The organism is Acetobacter thailandicus (assembly GCF_011516655.1).
Taxonomy (GTDB): domain Bacteria; phylum Pseudomonadota; class Alphaproteobacteria; order Acetobacterales; family Acetobacteraceae; genus Acetobacter; species Acetobacter thailandicus.
Map to the genome: position 1 here is coordinate 13054 of NZ_WOSV01000005.1, position 26695 is coordinate 39748.

The window sequence follows — 26695 nt, forward strand, 5'->3', positions numbered from 1 at the left end:
GACATCGTGTCCGGTTAACCCATGATGCTCAGCTGAGGAAGTTATGGCTAAGACAAACGTTATCAAAATTCGTCTCGTTTCCACGGCGGATACCGGTTATTTCTACGTTACGAGAAAAAATGCTCGTGCGCACACCGGTAAAATGGAACTCAAGAAATACGACCCGGTTGCTCGCAAGCACGTCGTTTTTCGCGAAGCAAAAATTAAGTAATCTGTTTTTTCTTTAAAACAGTATTACAGCAGACTCGGCGTCCTTACGGGCGCCGTTTTTGTTTGGGGGCGGGATCAGTCTGCCGCAGGGGCAAGGCAGGCAGCTCCCGGCACTTTTCAGGAAAAAGAGTCTCCGCTGTTTTAAAAAAGCGGATCATGCCTGTCATAAGGTATGACAATATCATTTTTGTTCGCCAGGTTGAGCATAGCCCGCGCCCGTTCATCCAGCATGTCTTTGTCGAGTGAATGATCGCGCAGGTCATTAACACGCCGGCGCCATGCGGCTTGTTCTGCCGTGGCGTTAAGCTGAGCCTGTTTTGCCTGGTCCAGCAGCACAAGCTGCTCTTTATACGCTCTGGTGCCGTGGTCGCCCTGTGTGGCGTTCCAGCCAAAATAGCCGGCAATGCTTAAGAAAACCAGCGGAGGAACAACAGCGCGGACGGTGCGCCTTATCATGCGGCCCAGATTCACGTTGATATTCTTTCCTGCTGTTTAACCTGTTACGTCAGTGTAAGCTATTACTGGCCACCTGTGCCAGGAATTTTGAACTTTTTGTAAGCTTGTTTGCCATAAAATGCAGCGGCTCTGGTACCGTGGCTAAGCCAGCGGTACCAGATGAGATAATTTTAGCGCTTCAGAATAGTCTGCCCTGCATATTGCGCAGCCGTTGCCAGCTGCTGCTCAATGCGAATCAGCTGGTTATATTTAGCTGTGCGGTCAGAGCGGGAGAGGGAGCCTGTTTTAATCTGCCCACAGTTGGTCGCGACTGCCAGATCAGCAATGATAGAGTCTTCAGTCTCGCCGGAGCGATGGCTCATAACCGCAGTGTAGCCTGCTTTATGTGCCATTTCGATGGCCTGAAGTGTTTCAGTCAGTGTGCCAATCTGATTCACTTTGATGAGAATAGAGTTGCCAACACCAGTCTCAATGCCACGACGCAGACGCTCGGGGTTGGTTACAAACAAATCGTCACCAACCAGCTGAACTTTTTTGCCAAGTGTGCTGGTCAGCAGGCTCCAGCCTTCCCAGTCATCTTCCGCCAGGCCATCTTCGATAGAAACGATAGGGTAGCGTTTTGTCAGATCTTCCAGGTAAGCGACCATCTGGGCAGAATCGAAAACCTTCCCTTCGCCCTTCATGTCATAGCGGCCATCGCGATAAAATTCGGTCGAGGCACAGTCGAGCGCGAAGGTAATGTCTTCACCAGGGCGGTAGCCAGCAGCCTCCACCGCGCGGGAAATGAAGGTCAGTGCTTCGTCTGCTGACTTCAGAGCCGGAGCAAAACCGCCTTCATCACCGACATTTGTGTTATGACCGGCATCTTTAAGAGCTTTTTTCAGCTGGGTAAAAATTTCTGATCCCCAGCGAATACCATCAGCGACAGTTGGTGCGCCAACGGGCTGGATCATAAATTCCTGAATATCGATGGGGTTGTCTGCATGCTCACCGCCGTTGACGATGTTCATCATTGGCACAGGCAGAGTGTGAGCAAAAACGCCCCCTACATAGCGGTAGAGTGGTACACCCAGCTCAGCTGCTGAAGCTTTTGCAACAGCAAGGGAGACACCAAGAATCGCATTGGCGCCCAGGCGGCTTTTATTGGGTGTGCCATCAAGGTCGATCATCGCATTATCAATGTCGATCTGCTCTGACGATTCGAAACCCTGAAGTGTGGGCAGGATTTCGCTTTCAATATTTTCGATGGCTTTCAGAACGCCTTTGCCGCCAAAGCGTTTTTTGTCGCCATCTCTGAGTTCAACCGCCTCATGTGCACCGGTTGAGGCACCTGACGGAACAGCAGCCCGGCCAACTATGCCAGAGGCGAGTTCTACATCAACCTCAACAGTGGGGTTACCACGGCTGTCAAGAATTTCACGTGCTACGATATCTGCAATGACACTCATGTTTTTTATTCCCGTTGCTTATAGCCAGAGAGCGCTCCGGCTGCGATGGTCCTGTTTTGTTGTTTAGTGTCTCAAAAACACGAAGGGGCCATCGGCCTGTTGCCTAGTGGCCTCCTGTTGGGCTTCTCTGTCAACCTGTCTCTTGTCGTAAAAGCGTATCAAAAAAGGTGAAATAGCAATTTATGAAAAAAACATCTGTGATCGCAGGTGGTCTGACAATAGCGGGCTTGCTGCCTTTCGTGTTCAGTGCCGGCTGTATAGTGTTCTTTAATTCCGGTGTGCCGGTAACGAATCTGCTTATGGCCTTTGTATCTTATGGCGCGATTTGTCTGGCTTTCTGGGGGGCAGTGCAGTGGGGGCTTTCACTTGAGACAGACCGGGCTATTCTGGTAGCAGGGGCTGAATCGCGCGATGTCGTGCGTCTGCTGCTGGGGGTAATACCTGCGGCTCTTGCCTGGCTTGCAATCTGTCTCGCCTTTATGTGGTCAGCTGTTATGGCTGTTGCTCTTCTGGCTGTTGCTGTGCCTCTGCAGGGGCTTGCTGAGCGGGCAGGCTGGCGCCGCGGGATGCTGCCGCGCGGGTATATGGGGCTGCGCTGGATAGCTGTTGCTGTTATGGAGAGTTGTCTGCTTGTTGTGCTGATGGCACGTTTGTTTTGATTATGAGCCGGCGTTGCGGGGAGATAAAATATGCAGGGTAAGCCGCGTATTCTGGTCAGAGGTGCCGGTGTGGCAGGTATGGTGACAGCTGTCACACTGGCTGAGCGTGGCGGGCTGGTTACTGTTTACGATCAGAGCGGGCGTGTCGGGGCCGGAGCTTCATGGATGGCTGGCGGCATGCTTGCACCCTGGTGTGAGGGTGAATCTGCCCCGCCGGAGGTTACAGCGCAGTCAGTCGCTTCTGTTGACTGGTGGGCCACACACGTGCCTGACGTGACCAGAGCAGGCAGCCTTGTACTGGCTCCCCCGCGTGATGTCGGGGAGCTTGCACGTTTTGCCCGCCGCACATCGCATTGCGAGATGATAGATGGTAAAAAAATTGCGGCGCTTGAGCCTGATCTGGCCGGTCGTTTTCATAAGGGCCTGTTTTTTGAGCAGGAAGGGCATGTTGACCCCCGCAAAGCGCTGCCTGCACTCCTGAGTTCCCTCCTGCAACAGGGAGGAACTATGGTGCATGCGTCAGAAAAAGCGCCCGATAGTGCTGATTTTGACTGGGTCGTTGACTGCACTGGTCTGCAGGGCCGCACAGAGTTGTCTGAGTTGCGTGGTGTCAGAGGTGAGATGCTTTTGCTGCGCTGCCCTGATGTTACGCTACATCGTCCGGTGCGTATGCTGCACCCGCGTATCCCGGTTTATATCGTGCCGCGTGCTGACCATATTTTTATGGTGGGAGCGACGATGATAGAAAGTGAAAATGCCGGGGCGATGACCGTCCGGTCTGTGACGGAGCTGCTCAATGCGGCCTGGACCCTGCATCCGGCTTTTGCTGAGGCTGAGATTGTTGAAATGGGAACAGGTGTTCGTCCTTCTTTCCCTGACAATGTGCCCCAGGTTGTGCAAGAAGGGCATAAGGTTTTTGTTAACGGCATGTACCGGCATGGCTTTTTGCTTTCTCCGGCAAAAGCGGGTGAGGCCGCAGATCTGATTTTTGGCAATGCAGGCGGATGACTGCGAACTGAGTGAGATACGCTCGCAGGGAGAATGACCATGAAAATTATGGTTAATGATGAAGCGCATGATGTGCGGGCCACCACACTTGCGGCCCTGGTTGAAGAGCTGGGGTATGGCGGGGCACGTATTGCGACAGCACTGAACGGAGGGTTTATACCGCTGGCCCGCCGTGGTGAGACAGCTTTGCATGAGGGGGCGCGCATTGAAATTGTCGCCCCGATGCAGGGAGGATAGTAAATGTCAGCGGAATTTTATGGGGTTTCTTTACGCTCACCACTGATGATGGGCACGGCGCAGTATCCGTCTCCTGAGATCCTGCGTGAGGCAGTGCAGGCAGCTTTGCCTGGTCTTGTGACTGTTTCACTGCGACGCGAGTCAGCGGGAGAGCAGGCAGGTCAGTCCTTCTGGTCGCTCATTCGTGATCTTAATGTGTCTGTGCTGCCTAACACGGCCGGGTGTTATACCGTTAAGGAAGCAGTAACTACCGCGCATATGGCCCGCGAAGTTTTTAATACAGAGTGGATCAAGCTTGAAGTGATTGGCGAGCCTGACACACTTCAGCCTGATGTGTTCGGCCTGGTTGAAGCGGCCCGTATCCTGTCAGAAGATGGGTTTAAGGTTTTCCCCTACACGACAGAAGATCTGATCGTCGCTGAAAAGCTGATGGCTGCCGGCTGCGAAGTGTTGATGCCATGGGGGGCGCCTATCGGTTCGGGTAAGGGGTTAAATAACGTGTTTGGCCTGCGTGCCCTGCGTGCCCATTTCCCTGGTGTTCCTCTTGTCGTTGATGCGGGTATTGGTGTGCCTTCTCACGCATTGCGTGCGATGGAACTGGGCTATGATGCTGTGATGATTAACACTGCCATTGCCGGTGCCGGAGATCCGGTCACGATGGCCCGTGCTTTCAGCCTGGCGGTAGAGGCCGGCGTGCTGGCACGTGAGGCCGACCCGATGGAAGAACGTGATATGGCTGTTCCCTCAACCCCTGTTATCGGAAAGGCTATGCTGTCGTGAGCGGACTTCCTCAAAAAATATATCCTGTTGTTGACACCGCCCGCTGGGTTGATCGTCTGGGCGGAGCAGGTGCCCGTTTCATTCAGCTGCGCGTAAAAGAGCTGGAGGGTGAGGCGCTGCGTGAGGAGATTCGTCAGGCGCATATTTTTGCCCGGACTCATGGTGTTTGCCTGGTGTTGAATGATTACTGGCAGATCGCACTCGAAGAGGGGATAGACTATATACACCTTGGGCAGGAGGATCTGGATACAGCCGACCTCGCGGCTGTACGTAAGGCGGGTATTCGTTTTGGACTGAGTACACACAGCCACGAAGAGCTTGACCGTGCCCTGTCATTTAAACCTGATTATGTGGCTCTTGGCCCGATCTGGCCAACACGCCTGAAGAAAATGGCTTTTGGTCCTCAGGGTGTTGCAAAGCTGACTGAGTGGAAGAAGCTGATCGGTGACCTGCCACTTGTTGCTATTGGCGGGGTGGCGTTTGAGGGGCTTAAGCCTTGTCTTGATGCCGGTGCTGACAGTGTTGCTGCGGTGTCGGCATTTACACAGCATGCTGACCCGGAGGGGCAGATTAAACGCTGGCTGACTGAAGCCGGCGCTTAATCTGCAGCTGCGTTTCTGAACTTTTCTGGCACGGCTGTCGCATTTTTGAGGGTGTTGAGAAAGTCGCGGGAAACGCCATTTTGTTTTAGCATATTGAGCGTTACATTAACCGAGGCCGTGCCGCATTCGCGCATCTCATGAGCAGGAAGATTATCCTGGAGCACTAAAGTAAGGCTATGTTCTTTCGCGTTCAGCCATAGTAAAAAGGAAAACGGAGCTATTTTTTTTGACTGTTTATCCCAGTAATTAGTTCTTATATTAAGGCAGTCGCAACATTCGTTTTCTGTATCATCCATCTCCTTGATATACTGTGTTTTAAAGAGTGCCAGTATTTTGAGAGTGCTCTGTGTCGATCTGATAGACCTGTCTGTTGTTTTATAATTTTGGGGTTTGTTGCCAATTAGGTTTTTGGGCAGGACTGCGAACCAGTCCACGCGTTCTCCGGTTTTTAAGTCATAAACGAGAGAATACTGATTATACTCAAACTCAGGTGCCCACTCGCAGGTTGAGTTTTCAAAAACGACATAACTGAGATAACGAGGGCCAGCCATGGTGACTGATATATTACGAAACCAGTTATCAGCACCTGTTCCAGATTCTTCGCGGCAGCTAAGAAGGCTCTCTTTGAATGTTTTGTCGTTGAGAATGATATCTTTTCGTATTTTATCCAGAACTGCATTATTTTCAGCCGGTAGAGGGAAGTTGTTGATATTTTTCGCAAAATCGGGCTGAGCTTTAAGTTTCAGAGAGGGCATTGTGGCTGCCTGCGTGTTAAAACAACACGCCGCAGCCATTGATATATGGATGCAAAATACTCTGGCCTGTTTGCAAAGCATGTTTTTCATGTGTTGTCCTGACAATGCCCTGGTTTACCCTCCGGAAAAGAGGCGTGCGGCATCTGCTTTATTGAATAACGTCAACAGAATATTAAGCGGAGGGGAGAGTGACGCCTGATGCTCAGAGGCGCAGCGTTTAAATAAATAACCGGCTTCTTTATGTGCCAGGTCAAGCAGTTCATCGAACAGATCTTCCTGAGCTATGCGGTATTCAGGCAGGCCTGACTGGCGGTGCCCTGTGGCATCCCCTCCGCCACGCAGGCGAAAATCTTCGTTGGCAATGATAAACCCATCTTCTGTGTCACGCAGACAGTTCAGGCGCCGGCGTGCTGTCAGGCCGAGCTTATCATCGTGCAGCATGAGGCAGTAAGAGGCTTCGCTGCCACGCCCAACGCGCCCGCGCAGCTGGTGTAGCTGAGCAAGCCCAAAGCGTTCAGCATGTTCAATAACCATAATTGTTGCCGCCGGTATATCGACGCCCACCTCAATGACTGTCGTAGCAACCAGCAAACGGGTATTGCCCCGGGCAAATTCATCCAGCTCTTTTTCGCGCACCGCAGTGTCCTGCTGCCCATGGGCCAGGCCGGTGTGCGGGCCAAAACGTGCGCTCAGCTCTGCGTGGCGTGCCTCGGCTGCGGCGATATCGAGGGCTTCACTCTCGCTTACGAGCGGGCAAACCCAGAAAATCTGTGCCTTTTTTGCCAGTGCACGTTCAAGAGCATCAAGGATATCAGGCATTGTGCTGATGCTGTGCAGAGATGTCCGTACAGGTTTACGGCCTGCCGGTTTGCCTTCAAGCCGGCTTGTCTGCATGTCACCAAAGCGTGTCAGCAGAAGTGTGCGGGGAATGGGTGTGGCGGTCATGACCAGCATGTCAGCCTCATGACCTTTTTCAACCAGGGCAAGGCGTTGCTCAACACCAAAGCGATGTTGTTCATCAACAACAGCCAGAGCCAGGTCAGAAAAAGATACTCCCTCCTGCATCAGTGCATGCGTGCCAACTGCCAGAGGAGCCGATCCGTCAGCAATGCTTTGCAGCACTGTTTTGCGGGCTTTGCCTTTGACTGAACCAGAAAGATAGGCAACCGGAACGGATGTCAGCCTGCTAAAAGTTTTCGCATGCTGCCGTGCCAGAATTTCAGTGGGGGCCATCAGGGCTGCCTGCGCCCCGGCCTCGACAGCTCTGAGCATGGCCAGCAGGGCAACCAGTGTCTTACCCGCGCCGACATCGCCCTGGAGCAGGCGATTCATGCGGTGCGGAGCCGCCATATCATGCTCTATTTCGCTGAGTACTTTGCTTTGCCCCGGGGTTAGTGCATGACCAAAAGTTTCCAGGGCCTGTTTTTGTAAAATCCCGGTTCCTTTAATGATACGACCAGGCCTGTGCTGAGAGGCGCGTTGTGCGATACGTGTTGCCAGCTGGTCAGCCAGCAGTTCGTCACAGGCCAGGCGTGCGCGGGCAAGCGCATATTGCTTGCGCCATGCGTCACCGCTTTCACTACCAGGAATGTTGTCAGGAAAATGGACCTGATTCAGTGCGGTGATGAAATCAGGCCAGTGGTGTGATGAAATCAGACTGGTTTCATGCCATTCAGGCAGGCCTTCAGGTATCAGTGAGAGCGCATGTACCATGGCCTGTCTGACCTGCCCGCTGAACAGGCCTGCTGTAAGTGGCCAGACAGGGTCAAGACGTGGAATGCGCCCGGCAGAACGGGCCGGCAAAACATAGTCCGGAGCTGAAATGCAGAGCTTATCATGAAAGAATTCAGCTTTACCTGAGACGACAATATCCTCCCCCTCAGCAATCTGTTTCGCCTGCCAGGGAGAGAAGAAGGCGACCTCAAGCACGCCGGTCCCGTCATACAGGGTAACACGCCATGGCTGGCGGGTGCGCGGAGTCGGTGCGCGTATGGTTTTGATAGTGCCTGTTACTGTGACAATGTTGTCTGGTTTTATTTCTGCCAGCGGCGGGGCAAGGCGGCGGTCTGTAATGCTGTCGGGCAGGCAGAACAAAAGGTCGATGACCCGCGAACCTCTGGCGATACGTCTTATAAGCTTGCCGCGTGCAGCACTGACGCCAGACAGGCTTTCAGGCGGAGCCAGTAAGGGGGCAAGTCTTGTCGTGCTGACAGATGCGTGAGAAGACTCAGTTATGACAGGGACAGGACTGGACACCGGAGAAACTCAGGCCTTTGCTGGGCAGCTGACAGATGGAACTGCCAACGCTATAGGACATCAGCATTATGAACCACAATGATAGTAACATCATGACAGAAAATGATCCACTCGTTGCACGTCGTCGCAGGCTGATCTTTCGTGCTAACCACAGAGGTACTTTTGAAACCGATATTATAATCGGTGATTTTGTAAGAGACACTGTGGCTACCATGACAGAAGCAGAACTGACCGATATGGAAGCTGTGATGCAGATGCCAGACCCTGAACTGACAGACTGGCTGTTTGGACGATTGCCTTTGCCCGCAGAGAATGTGAACCCTATGTTGCGCCGCATGGTTGAGAGCTGCCGTGCCAAAAATAACGGATAAATAGTAATGACTGCACAGGCAGGCTCAGAGCGTCAGGTTGTTTCTGTATGGGGTGTGACAGAAGGCTATGATGCCTTTTTGCTGGCCCGCAGAGCGAGAGAGCATAAAAACGTCGTTTTACATGTTGCCCGTGATGATGCCGCCGTTGCCCGGCTTGCTGATTTGCTGGCTTATGTGGCTGATGATGTTGAGGTTCTGCGTTTTCCGGCCTGGGACTGCCTGCCTTATGACCGGGTGTCACCTAACCCGGCCCTGGTTGCTGAGCGGGTAGCAACACTTACGCGCCTGCTTGAGCCAGCCGGAGGGAAACCCCGGCTTGTGCTGACAACAACAGCTGCCCTTGTGCAGAGAGTATCACCCCGCAGTACGTTCGAGGGGCAGTCTCTTGCCATAAAGCAGGGTGAGAGCCTCGATCAGGAATTTTTGTGTGAGCTGCTGGTTGCTAATGGCTATACCCGCACTGACACCGTGATGGAGCCGGGTGAATTTGCCACCCGTGGTGGTATTTTCGATTTGTACCCTGCAGGTGCATCAGAGCCGGTCAGGCTTGATTTGTTCGGTGATGAAGTTGAAAATATCCGAACATTCGACCCGGGCAGTCAGCGCTCAACCGGCCACCTGACAGAGCTTACGCTGCGGCCTGTTTCTGAGCTTTCTCTCGATTCCGACAGTATTTCACGTTTTCGTACAGGCTGGCGCGATGTGTTCAGTCCTGCTGCAGCATCTGATTCTCTTTATGAGTATGTTTCTGAAGGCAGACGCTATCCGGGCCTCGAGCACTGGCTGCCACTTTTCCATACAAATCTTGAAACCCTGTTTGATTATCTGCCGGGGGCTTCAGTCTCTCTCGATTATCAGGTGGGTGAAATACTTCATGCACGCCTTGAGATGATCGAAGATCATTATCAGGCGCGCCGTCAGCCTGTGCGCGAAGGAGAAACACCTTACAGGGCTTTGCCGCCACATTTGCTTTATCTTGATCAGAAGGGGTGGGATGCTGCTCTCGCCCGTTTCCCCTGTGTGACATTAAGCCCGTTTGCTATGCCCGATGGTGCCAGTGGCCTCGATGTCGGTGGCCGCCCTGGTAAAATGTTCTCTAAAATCGTTGCAGGTGCTGAGCGCGAGCAGGTTTTTGGCCTTCTGGGTGAACAGGTGCGCGAGTGGGGTGAGGTGAAACGCCGGGCTTATGTCACAGCCTGGACGCGTGGTTCACGCGAACGTATTGCGACTTTGCTGCGCGAGCATGGTGTGACCAGCCAGAGTTATGACAGCTGGGCTGAGGCAAAAAAAGCAAAACCTGGTGTGGTGGGATTGCTCACTCTGGGGCTGGAACGCGGCTTCGTTGCTGACAATATGGCCTTTGTTTCAGAGCAGGACCTGCTGGGTGAGCGTATTGGCCGTCCGCCGCGCCGCCGCCGCCGTGCTGATGAACTGATTGCTGAGGCAGGCGAAATTACTGCCGGTGACCTCGTTGTGCACCAGGATTATGGTATCGGCCGTTATGATGGTCTTGAGACTGTAAGTGTTGGTGTTGCGCCACATGACTGCCTGCGTTTGCTTTATGACGGAAATGAAAAGCTTTATCTGCCGGTTGAGAATATTGAGCTGCTGAGCCGCTTTGGTTCTGACCAGGCCAGTGTACCGCTGGATAAGCTGGGAGGAGTAGCCTGGCAGGGTCGTAAGGCGCGTATGAAGCAGCGCATTCGCGATATGGCTTCTGATCTGATTCGTACAGCTGCAGCCCGTGCAATGAAGGAGGCACCGGCTCTCGCACCGGCCGAAGGGCTGTGGGATGAGTTTTGTGCACGTTTTCCTTTTGTTGAAACAGATGATCAGGCCAGGGCGATTGCCGATGTTCTGGAGGATATGAACTCTGGTCGTCCGATGGATCGCCTGGTGTGTGGAGATGTTGGGTTCGGCAAGACCGAGGTTGCATTACGCGCCGCCTTTGTGGCTGCGATGTCGGGCGGGCAGGTGGCTGTTGTTGTGCCGACAACCCTGCTGGCCCGCCAGCATTATAAAACCTTTCTCTCACGTTTTGAGGGCTTCCCTGTTAAGGTCGCACAGCTTTCGCGTATGGTGACAGGTAAAGAGGCAACACAGGTTCGTAAGGGTATTACCGACGGTTCAGTGAATATTGTCATTGGTACTCACGCGCTGCTGGCAAAAACCGTACAGTTTACTTCTCTCGACCTGCTGATTATTGACGAAGAGCAGCATTTTGGTGTTTCGCACAAAGAGAAACTGAAAGCCCTGCGCGAGGATGTCCATGTGCTGACACTCTCAGCCACACCGCTGCCGCGCACATTGCAGCTGTCCCTCTCCGGTGTGCGGGAGATGAGTCTGATCGCCACCCCACCGACTGACAGGCTGGCCGTACGCACTTTTATCATGCCGTTTGACAGTGTGGTGATCCGTGAAGCAATTCAGCGGGAGCGTTTCCGGGGGGGGCAGATTTTCTGTGTTGCACCGCGCATAGAAGACCTTGACCATCTGGCAAAGCGCCTGGCAGAAATTGTGCCGGACGCTCGTATGGTTCAGGCTCATGGCCGTCTTAGCCCGACGGAGCTTGAGCAGGTCATGACAGAGTTTTCTGATGGCCGGTATGATATTCTTCTTTCAACTAATATTGTTGAAAGCGGGCTGGATATGCCTGCGGTGAATACGCTCATTATTCATCGTGCAGATATGTTCGGTCTGGGGCAGCTCTATCAGCTGCGCGGGCGTGTGGGGCGTGGTAAGCAGCGTGGTTATGCATATCTGACATGGCCACAAACGCACGTACTTTCAGCTTCTGCACAGAAGCGTCTCGAAATTATGCAAACGCTTGATACGCTGGGTGCAGGCTTTACCCTGGCATCGCACGATCTTGACCTGCGTGGTGCCGGTAACCTGCTGGGTGACCAGCAGTCAGGTCATGTGCGCGAGGTCGGGATAGAACTTTATCAGCAGATGCTTGAGGATGCCGTGGCTGAGCTGCGTGCTGATAAAGAACGCAAACGCGCTGAGGACAGAGACTGGACCCCTAACATTATCGTCGGTCTGCCTGTTCTTATTCCTGTTGAGTATGTGCCTGACCTGCCTGTCAGGCTGGGACTATACCGGCGGATCAGCGGTCTTGCCAGTGATGCAGAACTTGAGGCGATGGAGGCTGAGCTGGTTGACAGGTTTGGTCCTGTCCCAGCTGAAGTGAAGAACCTGCTTGATATTGTTGATCTTAAACGTCTGTGCCGTAGTGCCGGTGTTGAACGTGTTGAGGCCGGGCCAAAAGGTATGGTGCTTCAGTTCCGTAAAAATCAGTTCTGTGACCCGCAGGGGCTGGCAGGATGGATGAACCGCTGGAAGGATGGCACAGTCAGGCTGCGTGCTGATCATAAACTTGCGGTGGTGCGCGAGCTGACAAATGTACAGCGTATTGATCTGGCGCGGAGGGTTCTGCGTGATTTTGCACGCCTGGCAGAGAAAAATTCTTAGAGGGTATTATTAGGTTGATTTTGTTAAATTTTTAATGATAAAAATTATCAGAAGAAATCAATACTCTGATATCTGTCGTGATCTGGTACAGGCGAGCTGTCTGTCAAATATCGCCTGCCTAAAGAACAGGCGGAGGGCTCTGCCTGTTCGTTGGTACAAAACAGGAATACATTATGAAGTATGTATTAAAAGGTGGTGTAGCAGCCTTTGTTCTGGGGGCACTGGTCGTTTTGCCAGGCTGTCAGTCTGCAAAGCAGGCAGTTGCTGCTAAAGAAGATCACCTTGCGGCGGCAGGTTTTCTTGATAAGCCCGCTACGACAGCAGCACAAAAAGCGATGCTGGCCCGTCTTCCGGCACATCATTTTGTCAGTCGTGTTAAAGGTAAAGACGTTTACTATGTCTATGCTGACCCGGTCGTGTGCGACTGCCTGTATGTTGGCAATCAGGCTGCCTATGATCGCTACCAGCAATATGCTCAGACAAAAGCATTGCTGAACGAGCAGGCAACAACAGCACAGACATATGAAGATGCGCAGTGGAACTGGAACGAATGGGGCGCATGGGATTCTCCATGGGGACCAGGTTTCGTTGGCTATGGCCCCGGCTGGTAAGCCCTGATATAGTCGCAGGTGTTAAAAAAGGGGAGATTTTCTACCCTTTTTTTATTTGATGGGTAGGGGAATACCGTTAACGGTCAGTATACCGCCAGACCAGGTTGCGTTCCATGAGTTGCCACCATCAGATTCGCGATGACTGACAAAGCGGGCCATAACGAGTGCAGCAGCAAGCTTAAGCTGGCCAATAGCGCGCACTTTCTGAATGAGGCTCTCAATATTTTGTATTTCCAGATGACCTTCTGCCGAGGTTGCATCGACATTACCCGTTAATACGGCTGAGCCATGACCACCCAGGGTGATGTCGCTATTTTGTGCACTTAAATCCGATATTGTAACGTGAACAGCCGGAGCTTCTTTTGTTTTGCCACCGATAGCAGCCATCAGTCCTGGCAGCTCGGAAGAAGGCAGAGAGAAGGCCGCATGTGCTGATTCGGGGAGGAGATCCTGGTTGGCAATGTTTTTATAGGCCAGCCCCTGCATAGCCAGTGAAGCAGCTGCATTGCCTTCGCCGGTTTTACCCGACAGGGACAGTGCTGCTGAGCTCAGGCTGATACCAGTTTTCTGGTGGCTGATAGAAGCGTTGCTCCATGTCAGGTTATAAGACTGACCAGCCTCAAGGCCGGTTGCAATGGCCTGTCCCTGTTTTTTTAGCCATGCTGAACAGGCGGCATTATGGTGCCCGACCATAGCTGAAACCAGCAGCAATGATGCCGCATCTGCCTGATCCTGCAGGTCAGTCGCAGAGGCCGCGGCTGAAATCGTGTAACTCATCTCTCCTATAGAGAGAGAGGTTTTGTGATCCGGCGTGGAGATTGTGGAAGAGGTATATGTAATATTTTTATCAGTAACCTGCTTGCCGCCGTGATTGACAATAGCGCACGCAGCCGGTGGGGCTGCAAACGTACGCGGTGAGAAAGCCACGCTCACAAACGTGAGAGAGGCAAGGGGGAGGATGTGGCGTGTTTTCATTTGGTGTAAGGGTGGCTCAAGCAGGCGCCTGGTGCAACGAGTTTCTGGAGGCGGAAATTTTTTGTATTATGCGTTTTTTGCATAGCCCATGTTCTGAGCTCTGGATGTGAAAGTATGAAGTCACATGTTTGGTGTTGATCCGTTTTTGCTTAGCCTCATAGGCACCGTTCTCCTTGCAACATTTGTGCCGTGTCATGGCGCGGGTGTTGAAGTTTTTCACTGGCTGGCGATTATTGTCATCGGCATTATGTTTTTCCTGCAGGGTGCCAGGCTTTCCCGCAGCGCTGTTGTCGACGGGCTGACAGCGTGGCGCCTGCATATTTTAATTTTATGCTGCACCTTTATTTTGTTTCCGTTGCTTGGCCTTGGTTTTCATGCGGCTTTTCCAGGGCTGTTGCAGAATGATGTCTGGCTTGGTGTATTATTTTTATGCTGCCTGCCCTCAACAGTACAGTCGTCCATTGCATTTACCTCTATCGCGGGGGGTAATACGTCCGCTGCGGTCTGTGCAGCTACGGCCTCTAATATCTTTGGTATTTTTATAACACCTGTTCTGGTCGGGCTTATCCTTGCTCGGCATGGAGCGCAGGATAGTAACGGACTTGATATCGTCTTTCAGCTTTTGTTGCCTTTTATTGCGGGGCAGCTGCTTCAGCCATGGATTGGTAACTGGGCACGCCGGCATAAAAAGCTGTTGTCTCTGACTGATCGCAGTTCAATTCTGGTTGTTGTTTATGCCGCCTTTAGTGATGCCGTGATGCAGGGGCTATGGCACAAGCTGCCGCTGAGTGAGCTGGGCATGATTGCAGTCGTTGACTTTATTTTGCTGGCTATTGTGCTGATTGTTACGGCACTGACCTGCCGTCTGGCCGGGCTGCCGTTCCGTGATGAGGTCGCGGTTATATTCTGCGGTTCAAAGAAAACTCTCGCATCAGGCGTACCCATGGCTAACGTGCTGTTTCCGGCAGCAAGTGTTGGTATTATCGTGCTGCCGCTGATGATTTTTCATCAGATACAGCTTTTTATCTGCGCTATTCTGGCACGTCGCTTCGCTGAGGTGACAAAAAGAAGAGCCGCCGCAGGTGCTGCCCTGTCAGAAGAATAGCCGGTTAATAAACCGGCTATTTGCCTTATCTGCTTTTGCGGTTTTTGCCGCTTTTGTAAGTGTCATCAAACAATGCTGAGAGAGACTGGAGCATTGTGCCCCCCAGCTCTTCGGCATCAGTAATGGTCACAGCCCGCCCGTAATAGCGGCCGACATCATGCCCGATCCCGATGGCTGATAATTCGACCGGGGTGCGATTCTCGATCATATGGATGACCTCTCTGAGGTGATCCTCCAGGTATGAAGGCGGGTTTGCCGACAAGGTACTGTCATCGACCGGAGCACCATCTGAAATGACCATAAGAATTTTACGCGCTTCAGGGCGTGCGCGCAGGCGGCGATAGGCCCAGAGCAGGGCCTCACCATCAATATTTTCTTTTAACAGACCTTCGCGCAGCATCAGTCCCATATTCGCACGGGCTCTGCGCCAGGGCATATCTGCCGCTTTATAAATAATATGACGCAGATCATTCAGCCGGCCAGGCTGTTCTGGCTTGCCGTTCTGAATCCATTTTTCACGGCTTTGTCCACCTTTCCAGGCACGGGTTGTAAAGCCGAGAATTTCGACCTTAACACCGCATCGTTCGAGTGTTCTGGCCAGAATATCACCGCATGACGCAGCAACTGAAATGGGGCGTCCACGCATTGACCCCGAGTTGTCGATAAGCAGGGTGACGGCTGTGTCACGAAATTCGGTATCTTTCTCCTGCTTATAAGACAGCGACAGCATTGGGTTAACAATAATGCGTGACAGGCGCCCGGCATCCAGCAGACCTTCTTCCATGTCAAACTGCCACGAGCGGGTTTGCTGAGCCATAAGCTTACGTTGCAGTTTATTAGCCAGCCGCGACACAACGCCCTGCAGGGTTGTGAGCTGCTGGTCCAGCTGACGACGCAGGCGGGTGAGCTCCTGTGGATCACACAGCGATTCAGCCGGAACTTCCTCGTCAAACTGTGTGGTATAGGCTTTGTAAGGAGGCGGAGTATCGTCTGAGGGTGAATCTTCGTGGTGACCGTGTCCGGCTGATTCCCCTGCGCTTTTTACGCTTTCTTCATGCTCCTGCGGCGTGTCAGGCGAGCTCTCACCTGTTTCAGCCGAGGGTTGCTCCTCCAGTGCCTCAGGGGTGGTTTCAGTCTCGTCTGATTCTGTTTCGGGCGTTTCACTTTCTTCAGGTGGGGCGGCTTCGTCAGCGGGCAGATCATCGTCCTGTTCATCAGAGGGGGTGTCGTCTTCCTCCTCCTCTTCTGCCAGGGCAAAGGCTCCCATAAGCTGGCGGGCAGCCTGCGCATAGCTCTCCTGATTATCCTGTGTTTCTTTCAGATGCGTCAGAGCTGTCAGTGCTTTGGCCGGCATAGCCTGACGCCACTGTTCGAGAATATTTTTTGCCGCGGCAGGTGGTGCTTCACCTGTCATGACTTCACGTGCAAGCAGGGAGAGAGCAACGGCTGGTGAGAGCTGTGCCGGGCTGGTGATTTTACCCAGGCCACTTTCTTCACACTCCGCTTCAAGGCGGTGGCGCAGGTTTGCGGCCACTCCTTTCAGGTGTCGTACCCCGACAGACTCGATTCGGGCCTGCTCAAGTGCGTCATAAACCTCGCGTGCAGTGCTGTCTTCAGGCAGCCTGGCGCGGTGCAGCCTGGCATTATGGTGCTTCAGGCGCAGTGCCTGGGCATCAGCAGCACCACGAATACGTAAAATCTCCTCCTCTTTCAGGCGGCGGGAGGGCGAGGGTAGTCGGGCCGTCGCACCTTCATGGCTGAGAGGTGCAAGAGGTGCGTTGCCGGTCAGAAAAGAAACTTCAGTTTCTTTTGTGCCGCCAAGTGCACGAAAGGCTGCTGTTGTCGCCTGTCTGAAAGCCTCGACCTGCTTATCCTGATGAGAGGCAGACGTCTGGTTATGCCCCGGAGAGGGCGGCTGCGGGCCTGTCCTGCTGTCAGTCATAATATGACGATCCTTCTTTCAGAAAACGCAGGCATCCTTATTTTGCAAACGGACTGGTGTTAAAGCAGCGCTGATAATATTCAGCAACGATATTGCGTTCAGCTTCATCACATTTATTGAGGAATGTGACGCGGAAGGCAAAAGCAATATCTTTAAAAATACGTTCGTTTTCAGCCCATGTAATGACCGCACGCGGTGACATGACAGTAGAGAGGTCGCCTGCCATAAAACCAGCACGGATCAGGTTTGCCAGCGCAACCATGCTTTCTATCGTGTTGCGGGCCTCTTTGTTCTGCGGGGCGGTTTTCATGCGGGAAAGAATGATCCCGACTTCCTGCGCATGGGGCAGGTAGTTGAGTGAGGTAACAATGTTCCAGCGATCCATCTGCCCCTGATTGATCTGCTGCGTACCGTGATACAGCCCGGTTGTGTCGCCCAGGCCAATAGTGTTGGTCGTGGCAAAGATGCGGAACCATGGGTGTGGTTTCAGCACCCGATTCTGATCAAGTAATGTCAGGTGACCTTCTATTTCGAGTACGCGCTGAATAACGAACATCACATCAGGGCGGCCGGCATCATATTCATCAAACACCAGAGCGCAGGGGTGGCGCAGGCACCAGGGCAGCAGGCCTTCCTGAAACTCAGTGATCTGCTGACCGTCTCTGACCACGATGGCATCTTTGCCAATCAGGTCAATACGAGAGACGTGGCTGTCGAGGTTGATACGGATACAGGGCCAGTTCAGGCGGGCAGCAACCTGCTCAATATGGGATGATTTACCAGTACCATGAAAACCCTGCACCATAACGCGACGGTTGCAGGCAAAACCTGCCAGAATGGCGAGGGTGGTATCGTGGTCGAACAGATAAGCCGGGTCGATATCGGGTACATGTTCGGTGCGAACAGAATAGGCCGGCACTTTAAAGTCTGCATCAATACCAAAGACGTCACGCGCGGACACTTCGAGGTCAGGGGCAGAAAGAACGGAAATAGGAGGAAGTGAATCCGCTGAATCAGAAATGAAAGAATCGGTCATTCTTTATCCATCTTGTGCGTGTGGTGTTGGAAAAAACGATGCAGCCTCTGCCTGTGCTGATCTTTAAGAACGCATGAGGGGAGCATGCCACGGCTTGTGTATTTTTTCGAGCCCCTCAGACATCAAGGTGCGCCTTAACTATTGTATAGGAAATATTAATATCTTTCAGGCGTTCCTCAGCCTGGCGGTCTCCGTTATTGCGGTCAGGGTGGTATTTGCGGGCCAGGTCACGATAACGCGCTTTCGCATCGGTCAGGGTCAGAGGCCAGTTCAGCCCCAGTATTGCCAGATGTTCGCGCAGTTCTGCCGGTGCGCGTGGCGTGGCGTTTCTGCGGTATTGCTCAGCCCGGGCCTGACGGCTGCGGTTGAGGATGTTGAGCGGGTCAAGCACATCCTCTTCATTAAATCGTGTATGTTTTGGGCGTGCCGCGCTTTGCCCGAAGGCCCATGACGGGCGCTCCCACGATACATCAGCGCGCAGGTGGGCTTCAATCTGCCCCGGGCTCATCCCCTTATAATAGTCCCAGCGTGAATTATATTCACGGACATGCGGGAGGCAAAACCAGAAATACTGGTTGAGCGTATCGCGCGAGCGAGGGGCCCGATATCCTGCCTGTTCTGTACAGTCAGGCATATCGCAGCATCGTTGTGGTGCATCCGGATCAGGGTCGAATGCCTTATGTCGGGTATTCCTTTGCTTCATCATCTGCGGTTATGTGCGTTATGAAGGCTTCAGTGCAAGGGGAAAGATATGAGTGGTTCTGGTCGTAAAGCTTCAGGGCAGGAGGCGTCAGGCCCCCGTTCTGTGCGTGTTCGTGAAAAGCTGACTGAATTTTTTGGTGCGCAGAAATTAGAAATTTTTGATGAAAGCAGCCGTCATGCACATCATGCGCCGATGGCGCGCGGACCAGGAGAGAATGCAACAGAGACACATTTTCGTCTGCTGATGGTCAGTCCGGCCTTTGAAGGGGTCAGCCGTGTTAACCGTTTCAGGAAGGTGCATGAAATTCTTCAGCCTGAATTTGATAGTGGTTTACACGCCCTGGCGATGGTGCTGCGTACACCTGAGGAGGATGCAGCATGTCCGACGTGATATCTGCGGGGAGAGTATCTCGTCGTCAGGTTCTGGTATGGAGCGGGATGCTCAGTCTGGCTGGTTGTGCGGGCACAAAAAAGCCGTCTGATGCTGGCAGGCAGGTGCAGATTAACCGCGTCGAGCAGTATTTACGCACTGTACACCTTAATGCCGTGCCGTTTACGCAGCTATGGCCTGATGGTGCAACAGGCATGGGGCAACTGACCTACAGCCCTGGCTATCTGTATCTGTTTTATCAGGATCCCCCGGGCACAGAGCTGAAAGCCAGAGGGCTGCACGCTGTGTATAAAGATGGGCAGAATGGCTCTGAAACCAGTATGGGGCTTGCGCATAATCCGCTTGGATTACTGATGGGCAACCCCATTGTGCTTTCAGGTGCTGTGATGGTGACTGACGTCAGGCAGCAGCCTGGTGTTTTGCAGATCTCACTTGCAAGAGCAGCTAACCCTTCCCAGGGGCTGGTGACACTGACATTTGCCGATTCAAACAATACACTTAGCCTGTCTGATATTCATGTGACGGATGAGCGCAGGCGTACGCTTGAGGTTCATCTTCTTCAACAGGGGTAAAGGCAGAGGGCAGGGATCCGAAAATCTTTGCCCAGTTTTTCATCAGTGCCTGGTCAAGCTGTGTCTTTGTATAAGAAAGCCCGAGTTTTTGCAGGCTGGTGACGCCATATTCACGAATACCGCACGGTACAATGCCATCAAAATCATTCAGATCAGGTGACAGGTTGATGGAAACCCCATGCCAGCTGACCCAGCGGGAGACCCTTACGCCAATAGCGGCAATTTTTTCCTCTTTGCCGGTTTTGGGGTCGGTAACCCATACGCCAACCCGCCCGTCACGACATTCGCCTTCTGCACCAAGGTCTGAAAGTGTGCTGATAACCCATTTTTCAAGGCCGTGAACATAAGCGCGTAAATCACGCGGAGGGATGGTACCGTGCTGCTTTTGCAGGTCCATCATCACGTAAGCGATTCTCTGGCCCGGGCCGTGATAAGTCCATTGCCCGCCGCGCCCGGCATCATAAGTGGGGTAATTTTGCGGGTTAAACAGGTCCTCCTGCTTTGCTGATGTACCTGCTGTATAGAGGGGGGGGTGTTCAAGCAGCCATACGCGTTCTGCCGCACCTTCCTGCCTGATTTTCTGAGAGATTTCCTGCATGCGACTGAAGGCAAACGGGTAGGAAATAGTTTTTTTGCTTATTTCCCATAAAAAATGCTTTTTGGTCATTGCGGCCTGATACGTGTTGGGTTATACGCCTCTTCAGTAACACGGTGTTGGAGTTTCTGATACAGGTTAACGTGTGCGGCCGTGGCGGAATGGTAGACGCGCAAGCTTGAGGTGCTTGTGGGGGAATACCCCGTGGAAGTTCGAGTCTTCTCGGCCGCACCATTTAACTGAAAATGTTACAAAAAAAGCGGGCTTCAGGCCTGTTTTTTTTGCCTTTTTTATACGAAAAAATATCAGTTTTTTTAACTGTCATACGATCCTGCCTTTTAATTTCCTCATTATATGTTTATCAAATTACTTCCTGTGTTCGTTTCTGTGTCGAACTGCGGGAGCATGTTGCTCTGCCCCTGTTCGTTGTGACAGTGCTGCTAAAAGCTTTGATGCGTGTGACGTGCCGGATTTAAACTTTAAATTCTTTAAGGTGTTGTATTCGTGTCCAGACCTAAGCCTTTACGTAAAGCAGTCCTGCCGGTAGCAGGGTTGGGTACGCGCTTTTTGCCGGCGACCAAAGCCATGCCAAAAGAAATGCTGACGGTTGTTGACCGTCCGCTCATTCAGTATGCCATTGATGAAGCACGCGCTGCCGGGATTGAAGAGTTTTGCCTTATCACAGGTCGTGGCAAAGATTCGCTGATTGACTATTTTGATATTGCTTATGAGCTTGAGTCTACACTGCGTGAGCGTAACAAGACTGATGCACTTAAAGCCCTTGAGCCCAGCTCGATCGAGGCAGGATCCCTCGTTGCCGTGCGTCAGCAGGAGCCGCTTGGGCTGGGTCATGCTATCTGGTGTGCCCGCAGCTTTATCGGTGATGACCCGTTTGCTATTTTGCTGCCAGATGACATTGTTAAATCCGGCGTTCCCTGCATGAAACAGCTGGCTGATGCCTATTATCAGACAGGTGGCAGTGTTGTTGCCGTGACAGAAGTGCCGCGCGCGCATACCAATCGTTATGGTATTCTCAAAACCGGTAAAGACGACGGCCGTCTGGTTGAAGTGCAGGGGCTTGTTGAAAAACCAAAGCCTGAAGACGCTCCTTCTAATCTGTCAGTCATCGGACGGTACATTCTGACGGCTGACGTGATGAAGTACCTGGCTAAGCTTGAAAAAGGCGCCGGTGGTGAAGTCCAGCTGACAGATGCTATGGCAAAAACCATTGGTGAAGCACCTTTCCATGGCCTGCGCTATGAAGGTGAGCGTTTTGACTGTGGTAATAAAATCGGCTTCCTTGAAGCGCAGATTGCGTTCTCGCTTGATCGCCCTGATCTTGCCGGCGAGGTTAAAGAGTTTCTTAAAAAATATAGCTGATATGCATATATTTCAGCCAGCGTGCTGAAACTGGCTGAACGACTGACATAACGTATTTATATAGTTGTGTTATGTCAGTCGTCGGCACATTAAATTTTTCGACAACGGTCAGCTTTTTTGTTACTTAAAGGACCTATGGTGTCCTCTTTGACCGACCGTGATGGTCGACATATCTCCTACCTGCGCGTTTCGGTGACAGATCGCTGTGATATGCGGTGTGTTTACTGCATGTCTGAGAACATGCGTTTTTTGCCTCGTGAAGATGTTTTGTCTTTCGAGGAGCTTCTGCGGTTATCGCGTGTTTTTATCCGTCAGGGTGTCAGGCGCTTGCGTATTACCGGGGGGGAGCCTCTGGTCAGGCGTGACATAGGAGAGTTTTTCACAGAGCTTGGGCAATGGCTGCATCATTCCGATCAGCAGGGTATGCTTGATGAACTGACCCTTACCACAAATGGCACTCTGCTGGCCGATTATGCTGAGCTTTTATATAAGGCGGGCGTCAGGCGGGTTAATGTTAGTCTTGATACTCTGGATGATGTGCGTTTCAGGCAAATCACGCGCCGGGGGCATCTGGCAACTACGCTGAATGGTATTCGTGCTGCGCGGGCAGCGGGTCTTGCCGTGCGCATTAATACCGTGGCGATGGCCGGCGTCAATGATGACGAATTTGACGCGCTGCTGTCATGGTGTGGCGAAATTGGTGCTGATCTCTGTCTTATTGAAACCATGCCTATGGGGGAAACAGGCGAGGATCGCACAGCTTCTTACCTGCCGCTCTCACGGGTGCAGGAGCAGTTGCGTACACGCTGGTCTCTTACCCCCCTGAGCGACAGAACAGGCGGGCCTGCACGGTATATGCGCGTTGAAAAAACCGGGCAGCGCATCGGGTTTATTACCCCGATGAGTCATAATTTCTGCAGTAGCTGTAACCGTGTACGACTTTCATGCACGGGGCGTCTCTATACCTGCCTTGGCCAGGAGGATGGTATAGACCTGCGTGAGATTATGCGCAGCGGCGGTGATGATGCCGCTATTCTGACGGGTATCGAAGAAGCGATTTCCCGTAAGCCCACAGGTCACACTTTTTTGCTTGATGAAAAAATGGGCAGAGTGTCGGGGCCGGCCCGGCATATGAGCGTAACCGGCGGTTAAAGACGGTAATTTTATTCTTTGTCCGGGTGGGCTGCGTTCAGCGCGCTTTCCAGAGAGTGGGTAAACTGTCCGGGTTGCAGCGGCTTGGGTTGTGTCGGGGCAGGGCTCCAGGCTGTCAGTACTGCCATATGCAGCGGCATGGCGAAGCGACCGTCTTCATCATAGGTTATTTCAGCGTCTGCCGCGGGGAACAGCATGCGTGGTGGTATTTTTTTACTACGAAATGCCAGAGCATTATTCTCTCCGGCATGGCGTAAATCCTGCAGCAGGCCAGTGAGCGATTTGTAGCGCAGGGGTATAATTTCAGTATCCACAACGGGCAAAGCAAAGCCGCAGCGTTGCAAAAGTGCTGCGCAGCTGTGCTGTGTTGGCAAAGGTGCAACGCGGGGCGAAAGGCCGTCGCACAGAGCCAGCTCCGCGTTTTCCAGTGCCTGTTTTAACGGGCGCAGCGTTGACAGTATGGGAATACTGGCGAGTAACAGGCCATCAGGGCGCAATATGTGGCGTATTTGCGATAAGGTGCCGGGAAGGTCATTAATGCTGTGCAGCGACAGGCTGGCCGTTACCAGGTCAAAACTTTCAGACGCAAAGGGAAGCTGTTCCTCATCAGCGCAGAGGGTGTGCCAGCTTCGGGAGGATGTGGCTCTCGCTAGTTTAAGGCTGCTTTCGCACTGCACGACAGTGATACCTTTTGCGGCGAGATGTGGTGCAATAAATCCCTTGCCACCGATATCAAGGGCCGTATCAAACGTGCGCGTTATATCATTCAGCCTGTCGAGAAGAATATCAGCCGCAGCCTCAAAAACAGGGGCAACATGATGCAGACTATCTGCTGCCCTGTCTTTATACTGGCGTATTGCTTTGCGATCGAAAATAATAGGAGCTTGCATAGTCTCAGAGACACGCTTTCAGAACTGAGAGAGTAAAATGAGCAGACATGTAGTATGGAGCAAGCTGTCAGCATTGGCCAGAAAAGCAACGCTTGCTGGCATAGATGTTATTTTTCCGCCTGCGTGTCTTCTGTGTGGTGAGGAAATACAGCAGTCAGGTCTTCTGTGTGCAGGTTGTTTTGCGCATCTTGTGTCAGTTGGTCAGCCATTTTGCGTCAGATGCGCTTTGCCGCAATCTTCCGCAGAGTGTCTGAATGCAGAAGGGGAGTGTCTTGAATGTGTACAGCATCCTCCCCCCTGGCATGCTGCACGTTCAGCATTTGTATATGAAAAAACAGCACGGGACTTATTACTGCGTCTTAAATATGCGGACCGTCCTGAGTATGCCAGCTTTGCCGGGCGTTATATGTGGCAGGCAGGAGAAGACGTTTTGCGCCAGGGATCCCTGGTTATACCGGTTCCTGTCCATAAAAAACGCCTGATGGAAAGGCGTTATAATCAGGCTGCGTTGCTGGCGTGGGCTGTTGCCCGTTGTGCGAAGCTCAGATGTTTGCCTGACGGCCTTGAGAGGCGTCGTGTCACAGGGCGACTTGCGGGCTTTACGAAAGCGGAACGACAGCAGGAGATGGAAGGGGCTATCACTGTTCGTTCTGCTTATGTGTCAGATATGGCCGGGCGTGACGTTGTACTGGTGGATGATCTGCTCACGACCGGAGCAACGGCTTCGGCCTGTACGAAGGCATTGTTACAGGCCGGAGTGCGTTCGGTGTTTTTGCTTGTTGCTGCACGTGTGGTTTTGCAAAAAAATGCAGATTTCGGGTTATCCATTCTGGAAGACGAATGATTTTTTCACTACTTATGAAGCCACCTGTGATTTTTTTTAAAAGGGGGCGTAATGCCAGTCGTAGAAATTTATACCCAGCCGGGGTGCCCTTACTGTGTGCGTGCAGTCGATCTGCTGCGAAGCAAGGGTGTGGAAATGAAAGAAATTAACGCTCCTCGTGGCACGGCTGAGCGTCAGGAGGCTATTGAGCGTTCAGGTGGAGCACAGACTGTACCGCAGATTTTTATCGGTGATCAGGCTCTGGGTGGCTGCACAGAGCTGATGGGCCTCGATCGTGCAGGCAAGCTCGATAATTTGCTGGGTATTAATTAGTTTATATTAATATGCTGAATGTGCTTTCATAAAACTGGTTGATCGTCAGGAGTGCAGCAGGATGCGGTGTTGAAGTGTCACTGTCTGTCCTGACGGCAGGTTATACTTCCGGAAGATGGAGTGAGGTCAGAGTGGTCAGAAAAAAAAGATGTTTTATTACGCTGATGGTAACCGCTCTGGCTTGTGTCGGTGCAGTTATGCCATTTGGTTCTGCTGCAGTGCAGGCAAAAAGTATTTCTCAGTCTGATAAAGCGGCTCTTCACGGATACTGGCTGAGCCAGGAACGGGATGGTGTGTTCAGGCTGGAGGAATGCGGCGATAAATTATGTGGTCGCCTTGTTGCACTGCAGTACGAAGGCACAAATGTGCCCCGTGACAAAAATGGCAAGTCAGAATGTAACCTGCTGATGCTGACAGATTTTAAACCGACTGACGGTAAGCGGTGGTCCGGGAAAATTCTTGATCCCGACAGCGGGGCTGTTTATCAGGCTCAGATATGGCTCTCCTCACATAATGTGCTCAAGCTGCGTGGCTATATAGGCTTGCCTCTTTTTGGTGAGACGCAGGTCTGGAGCCGTTATCAGACACCGGGGAAAATTGGGCCAGAATGTAAGATGCTGCCTTGATATCAAGGGTGAAGGTAACGCGTTAAATGAAAAATTCTCTTTCTCGCCGGCTGTTTGGGCTGGGAGGACTGGCTGGCGTAGCTGTGGCCGGGAGTCACAGTGCTTTTGCTGCGGATGATACAGCAAAAGCGCCGGAGCAGGATACTACGCCATCAAAGCAGAAAACATTCTGCTATCTCGGGGCATATACAAAGCATGGCCCGCCCGGCGGGAACGGGGCAGGTATTACAGTTTTCGAAATGAATTCTGAAACCGGTTCGCTGACGAATGTCATGACGTTTACCGATATAGACAGCCCGTCTTATATCGTGCTCTCTCCCGATAAACGTTTTTTATACGCCGTCAGTGAGGTTAGTGACTTTGACACAACGCATAGTGGCTCTGTCACAGCGTTTTCTGTCAATCATGAAACGGCAGCCCTGACCAAGCTGAATACGGTTGCGTCCGGCGGGGCTGACCCCGCTTATGTCAGTGTGCACCCTTCGGGGCGATATGTATTTATTGCCAATTATACCGGGGGAACCGTGAGTGTTATTCACGTTCTGGCGGATGGGTCACTGGGGCATACAACCGAGCTGATACATGATTCCGGCCCGAGAATGCCTGACAGGGCGGCTGATAACCCGACAGGTAATTTTGCGGTCAGTGATCACTCTTCCGCGCATCCGCATATGGTGCAGGCTGATCCGACAGGTAAGTTTGTTCTGGCCGCTGATGCTGGCCTTGATCGTATGTATGTCTGGACGATCGACCTCGATACGGGCCACCTTAAGCCGGCAGCTGTGCCTTTCACCAATATGACGCCGGGCTCTGCTCCACGCCATTTTTGTTTCAGTTCAGATGGCAGGCGGCTTTATATTCTGTGTGAACAGGATTCTAAAGTTGTTGTTGCTGATTTTGATCCTGATACCGGCAAAATTGCGCCGAGGCAGACAGTCAGTACAGTTACGGCTCATTTTAAAGGAAGTACTCTGGCTGCTGGTATTGTTTTATCGCCAGATGAGCGCTTCCTCTATGTTTCTAATCGGCTTGGTGATTCACTTGCAGTGTTTCAGATGGCAAAGGATGGCGGTTTAACGCTGGTTGATGAAATCTGGACACATGCAGATTACGGCCGTGCGCTGAGCTTTGATCCTTCTGGCAGCTATCTCTATGTAGCCAACCAGCGCAGCGATACGATTACTTCGTTCCGTGTTGATAAAACGACCGGGAAAATAAGCTTCACGTGGGACTTTACGCCAGCAGGCAGCCCCACATGTTTTGCTTTTCTCAGGCTGCCCGCAGCCTGACAGGCATATGCTCTCGC

At 52.4% G+C, this 26695-nt stretch carries 28 protein-coding genes and 1 tRNA gene; 19 read left to right on the forward strand and 10 right to left on the reverse strand.

Going from position 1 to position 26695, the window contains the following annotated elements; translation table 11 throughout:
• Positions 1–43: 43 nt before the first annotated feature.
• Positions 44–211: a 50S ribosomal protein L33 gene (rpmG, locus tag GOB58_RS07895; RefSeq protein WP_086554136.1), complete on the forward strand. Its 168-nt coding sequence runs from the start codon at positions 44–46 to the stop codon at positions 209–211.
• A gap of 140 nt (positions 212–351) precedes the next feature.
• On the opposite strand, the gene GOB58_RS07900 is transcribed toward rpmG, so the two are convergent.
• Positions 352–681 (reverse strand): FtsB family cell division protein, encoded by a 330-nt coding sequence (locus tag GOB58_RS07900; RefSeq protein ID WP_086554137.1) that lies wholly within the window; start codon positions 679–681, stop codon positions 352–354.
• Between the two features lie 155 nt (positions 682–836).
• On the reverse strand, positions 837–2114 hold the full coding sequence (gene eno / locus GOB58_RS07905) for a phosphopyruvate hydratase (protein ID WP_173559853.1): 1278 nt from the start codon (positions 2112–2114) through the stop codon (positions 837–839).
• A gap of 182 nt (positions 2115–2296) precedes the next feature.
• On the opposite strand from eno, the gene GOB58_RS07910 reads away from it, so the two are divergent.
• Genes GOB58_RS07910 through GOB58_RS07930 form a run of 5 tightly spaced genes read left to right on the forward strand, consistent with a single transcriptional unit; the run spans position 2297 to position 5400 of the window.
• Complete coding sequence (locus tag GOB58_RS07910) at positions 2297–2773, forward strand: DUF3429 domain-containing protein (protein ID WP_086554139.1); 477 nt, start codon at positions 2297–2299, stop codon at positions 2771–2773.
• A 30-nt stretch (positions 2774–2803) separates the two neighbouring features.
• A complete protein-coding gene (thiO, locus tag GOB58_RS07915) occupies positions 2804–3781 on the forward strand; it encodes a glycine oxidase ThiO (RefSeq protein WP_173559854.1) in 978 nt (325 codons plus the stop codon).
• Between the two features lie 39 nt (positions 3782–3820).
• Complete coding sequence (gene thiS, locus GOB58_RS07920; protein ID WP_086554141.1) at positions 3821–4018, forward strand: sulfur carrier protein ThiS; 198 nt, start codon at positions 3821–3823, stop codon at positions 4016–4018.
• Between the two features lie 3 nt (positions 4019–4021).
• Complete coding sequence (locus GOB58_RS07925) at positions 4022–4798, forward strand: thiazole synthase (protein WP_086554142.1); 777 nt, start codon at positions 4022–4024, stop codon at positions 4796–4798.
• Positions 4795–5400 carry a thiamine phosphate synthase gene (locus GOB58_RS07930; RefSeq protein WP_173559855.1) on the forward strand — a complete coding sequence of 202 codons (606 nt, stop codon included), beginning with the start codon at positions 4795–4797 and terminating at the stop codon, positions 5398–5400. The genes GOB58_RS07925 and GOB58_RS07930 overlap by 4 nt, the downstream gene beginning before the upstream one ends.
• Here GOB58_RS07930 and GOB58_RS07935 read toward each other — a convergent pair.
• Both GOB58_RS07935 and recG read right to left on the reverse strand, forming a co-directional pair.
• Positions 5397–6155 carry a hypothetical protein gene (locus tag GOB58_RS07935; protein ID WP_173559856.1) on the reverse strand — a complete coding sequence of 253 codons (759 nt, stop codon included), beginning with the start codon at positions 6153–6155 and terminating at the stop codon, positions 5397–5399. The genes GOB58_RS07930 and GOB58_RS07935 overlap by 4 nt on opposite strands.
• A 114-nt stretch (positions 6156–6269) precedes the next feature.
• Positions 6270–8411 carry an ATP-dependent DNA helicase RecG gene (gene recG, locus GOB58_RS07940; RefSeq protein WP_173559857.1) on the reverse strand — a complete coding sequence of 714 codons (2142 nt, stop codon included), beginning with the start codon at positions 8409–8411 and terminating at the stop codon, positions 6270–6272.
• A gap of 92 nt (positions 8412–8503) precedes the next feature.
• Between recG and GOB58_RS07945 the strand changes: the two genes are divergently transcribed.
• The 3 genes from GOB58_RS07945 to GOB58_RS07955 all read left to right on the forward strand — a co-directional run bounded on the left by GOB58_RS07945 (position 8504) and on the right by GOB58_RS07955 (position 12867).
• Positions 8504–8782 (forward strand): FAD assembly factor SdhE, encoded by a 279-nt coding sequence (locus GOB58_RS07945; RefSeq protein ID WP_086554145.1) that lies wholly within the window; start codon positions 8504–8506, stop codon positions 8780–8782.
• 6 nt (positions 8783–8788) lie between these two features.
• Positions 8789–12256: a transcription-repair coupling factor gene (gene mfd / locus GOB58_RS07950; RefSeq protein ID WP_173559858.1), complete on the forward strand. Its 3468-nt coding sequence runs from the start codon at positions 8789–8791 to the stop codon at positions 12254–12256.
• A gap of 173 nt (positions 12257–12429) precedes the next feature.
• On the forward strand, positions 12430–12867 hold the full coding sequence (locus GOB58_RS07955) for a hypothetical protein (RefSeq protein ID WP_233127668.1): 438 nt from the start codon (positions 12430–12432) through the stop codon (positions 12865–12867).
• Between the two features lie 51 nt (positions 12868–12918).
• On the opposite strand, the gene GOB58_RS07960 is transcribed toward GOB58_RS07955, so the two are convergent.
• On the reverse strand, positions 12919–13842 hold the full coding sequence (locus GOB58_RS07960) for a hypothetical protein (RefSeq protein ID WP_173559859.1): 924 nt from the start codon (positions 13840–13842) through the stop codon (positions 12919–12921).
• A gap of 124 nt (positions 13843–13966) precedes the next feature.
• Here GOB58_RS07960 and GOB58_RS07965 point away from each other — a divergent pair, with 124 nt between their 5' ends.
• On the forward strand, positions 13967–14947 hold the full coding sequence (locus GOB58_RS07965) for a bile acid:sodium symporter family protein (RefSeq protein ID WP_086554148.1): 981 nt from the start codon (positions 13967–13969) through the stop codon (positions 14945–14947).
• A 25-nt stretch (positions 14948–14972) separates the two neighbouring features.
• On the opposite strand, the gene cobT is transcribed toward GOB58_RS07965, so the two are convergent.
• The 3 genes from cobT to GOB58_RS07980 all read right to left on the reverse strand — a co-directional run bounded on the left by cobT (position 14973) and on the right by GOB58_RS07980 (position 18631).
• Positions 14973–16889, reverse strand: coding sequence for a cobaltochelatase subunit CobT (cobT, locus tag GOB58_RS07970; protein ID WP_173559860.1), 1917 nt, complete (start codon positions 16887–16889; stop codon positions 14973–14975).
• Positions 16890–16926: 37 nt separating this feature from the next.
• Positions 16927–17925, reverse strand: a complete 999-nt coding sequence (locus GOB58_RS07975; protein WP_173559861.1) for an AAA family ATPase — start codon at positions 17923–17925, stop codon at positions 16927–16929.
• A gap of 115 nt (positions 17926–18040) precedes the next feature.
• Complete coding sequence (locus tag GOB58_RS07980) at positions 18041–18631, reverse strand: J domain-containing protein (RefSeq protein WP_086554151.1); 591 nt, start codon at positions 18629–18631, stop codon at positions 18041–18043.
• Positions 18632–18676: 45 nt separating this feature from the next.
• Here GOB58_RS07980 and GOB58_RS07985 point away from each other — a divergent pair, with 45 nt between their 5' ends.
• Complete coding sequence (locus tag GOB58_RS07985) at positions 18677–19018, forward strand: BolA family protein (protein ID WP_173559862.1); 342 nt, start codon at positions 18677–18679, stop codon at positions 19016–19018.
• Positions 19006–19590 (forward strand): LolA family protein, encoded by a 585-nt coding sequence (locus GOB58_RS07990; protein WP_173559863.1) that lies wholly within the window; start codon positions 19006–19008, stop codon positions 19588–19590. The genes GOB58_RS07985 and GOB58_RS07990 overlap by 13 nt, the downstream gene beginning before the upstream one ends.
• On the opposite strand, the gene lipB is transcribed toward GOB58_RS07990, so the two are convergent.
• Complete coding sequence (lipB, locus tag GOB58_RS07995; RefSeq protein WP_173559864.1) at positions 19517–20257, reverse strand: lipoyl(octanoyl) transferase LipB; 741 nt, start codon at positions 20255–20257, stop codon at positions 19517–19519. The two genes, GOB58_RS07990 and lipB, sit on opposite strands and share 74 nt — an antisense overlap.
• A 75-nt stretch (positions 20258–20332) precedes the next feature.
• Here lipB and GOB58_RS08000 point away from each other — a divergent pair.
• The 3 genes from GOB58_RS08000 to moaA all read left to right on the forward strand — a co-directional run bounded on the left by GOB58_RS08000 (position 20333) and on the right by moaA (position 22717).
• Positions 20333–20419 (forward strand) — tRNA-Leu (locus GOB58_RS08000).
• Positions 20420–20689: 270 nt separating this feature from the next.
• Positions 20690–21565 (forward strand): UTP--glucose-1-phosphate uridylyltransferase GalU, encoded by an 876-nt coding sequence (gene galU, locus GOB58_RS08005; protein WP_173559865.1) that lies wholly within the window; start codon positions 20690–20692, stop codon positions 21563–21565.
• A gap of 135 nt (positions 21566–21700) precedes the next feature.
• Positions 21701–22717, forward strand: a complete 1017-nt coding sequence (gene moaA / locus GOB58_RS08010) for a GTP 3',8-cyclase MoaA (protein ID WP_086554156.1) — start codon at positions 21701–21703, stop codon at positions 22715–22717.
• Between the two features lie 11 nt (positions 22718–22728).
• Here the strand turns inward: moaA and GOB58_RS08015 are convergent, their stop codons facing one another.
• Positions 22729–23607: a methyltransferase domain-containing protein gene (locus tag GOB58_RS08015; protein WP_173559866.1), complete on the reverse strand. Its 879-nt coding sequence runs from the start codon at positions 23605–23607 to the stop codon at positions 22729–22731.
• Between the two features lie 37 nt (positions 23608–23644).
• On the opposite strand from GOB58_RS08015, the gene GOB58_RS08020 reads away from it, so the two are divergent.
• From GOB58_RS08020 to GOB58_RS08035, 4 genes are all read left to right on the forward strand, one after another.
• Positions 23645–24451 (forward strand): ComF family protein, encoded by an 807-nt coding sequence (locus tag GOB58_RS08020; RefSeq protein ID WP_173559867.1) that lies wholly within the window; start codon positions 23645–23647, stop codon positions 24449–24451.
• 51 nt (positions 24452–24502) lie between these two features.
• Positions 24503–24763, forward strand: coding sequence for a glutaredoxin 3 (gene grxC / locus GOB58_RS08025; RefSeq protein WP_086554159.1), 261 nt, complete (start codon positions 24503–24505; stop codon positions 24761–24763).
• Positions 24764–24837: 74 nt separating this feature from the next.
• Entirely contained in the window at positions 24838–25389 is a 552-nt protein-coding gene (locus tag GOB58_RS08030; RefSeq protein WP_233133311.1) for a DUF2147 domain-containing protein, read from the forward strand.
• A 26-nt stretch (positions 25390–25415) separates the two neighbouring features.
• Complete coding sequence (locus GOB58_RS08035) at positions 25416–26678, forward strand: lactonase family protein (RefSeq protein ID WP_173559868.1); 1263 nt, start codon at positions 25416–25418, stop codon at positions 26676–26678.
• The last annotated feature ends 17 nt before the right edge of the window (positions 26679–26695 follow it).

Coding starts and splice junctions, on each gene's coding strand:
- rpmG (WP_086554136.1), top strand. CDS start 44: ATGGCTAAGACAAACGTTATCAAAATTCGTCTCGTTTCCACGGCGGAT.
- eno (WP_173559853.1), bottom strand. CDS start 2,114: ATGAGTGTCATTGCAGATATCGTAGCACGTGAAATTCTTGACAGCCGT.
- GOB58_RS07910 (WP_086554139.1), top strand. CDS start 2,297: ATGAAAAAAACATCTGTGATCGCAGGTGGTCTGACAATAGCGGGCTTG.
- thiO (WP_173559854.1), top strand. CDS start 2,804: ATGCAGGGTAAGCCGCGTATTCTGGTCAGAGGTGCCGGTGTGGCAGGT.
- thiS (WP_086554141.1), top strand. CDS start 3,821: ATGAAAATTATGGTTAATGATGAAGCGCATGATGTGCGGGCCACCACA.
- GOB58_RS07925 (WP_086554142.1), top strand. CDS start 4,022: ATGTCAGCGGAATTTTATGGGGTTTCTTTACGCTCACCACTGATGATG.
- GOB58_RS07935 (WP_173559856.1), bottom strand. CDS start 6,155: ATGCCCTCTCTGAAACTTAAAGCTCAGCCCGATTTTGCGAAAAATATC.
- GOB58_RS07945 (WP_086554145.1), top strand. CDS start 8,504: ATGACAGAAAATGATCCACTCGTTGCACGTCGTCGCAGGCTGATCTTT.
- mfd (WP_173559858.1), top strand. CDS start 8,789: ATGACTGCACAGGCAGGCTCAGAGCGTCAGGTTGTTTCTGTATGGGGT.
- GOB58_RS07955 (WP_233127668.1), top strand. CDS start 12,430: ATGAAGTATGTATTAAAAGGTGGTGTAGCAGCCTTTGTTCTGGGGGCA.
- GOB58_RS07960 (WP_173559859.1), bottom strand. CDS start 13,842: ATGAAAACACGCCACATCCTCCCCCTTGCCTCTCTCACGTTTGTGAGC.
- GOB58_RS07965 (WP_086554148.1), top strand. CDS start 13,967: ATGTTTGGTGTTGATCCGTTTTTGCTTAGCCTCATAGGCACCGTTCTC.
- cobT (WP_173559860.1), bottom strand. CDS start 16,889: ATGACTGACAGCAGGACAGGCCCGCAGCCGCCCTCTCCGGGGCATAAC.
- GOB58_RS07975 (WP_173559861.1), bottom strand. CDS start 17,925: ATGACCGATTCTTTCATTTCTGATTCAGCGGATTCACTTCCTCCTATT.
- GOB58_RS07980 (WP_086554151.1), bottom strand. CDS start 18,631: ATGATGAAGCAAAGGAATACCCGACATAAGGCATTCGACCCTGATCCG.
- GOB58_RS07985 (WP_173559862.1), top strand. CDS start 18,677: ATGAGTGGTTCTGGTCGTAAAGCTTCAGGGCAGGAGGCGTCAGGCCCC.
- GOB58_RS07990 (WP_173559863.1), top strand. CDS start 19,006: ATGTCCGACGTGATATCTGCGGGGAGAGTATCTCGTCGTCAGGTTCTG.
- lipB (WP_173559864.1), bottom strand. CDS start 20,257: ATGACCAAAAAGCATTTTTTATGGGAAATAAGCAAAAAAACTATTTCC.
- moaA (WP_086554156.1), top strand. CDS start 21,701: ATGGTGTCCTCTTTGACCGACCGTGATGGTCGACATATCTCCTACCTG.
- GOB58_RS08015 (WP_173559866.1), bottom strand. CDS start 23,607: ATGCAAGCTCCTATTATTTTCGATCGCAAAGCAATACGCCAGTATAAA.
- GOB58_RS08020 (WP_173559867.1), top strand. CDS start 23,645: ATGAGCAGACATGTAGTATGGAGCAAGCTGTCAGCATTGGCCAGAAAA.
- grxC (WP_086554159.1), top strand. CDS start 24,503: ATGCCAGTCGTAGAAATTTATACCCAGCCGGGGTGCCCTTACTGTGTG.
- GOB58_RS08035 (WP_173559868.1), top strand. CDS start 25,416: ATGAAAAATTCTCTTTCTCGCCGGCTGTTTGGGCTGGGAGGACTGGCT.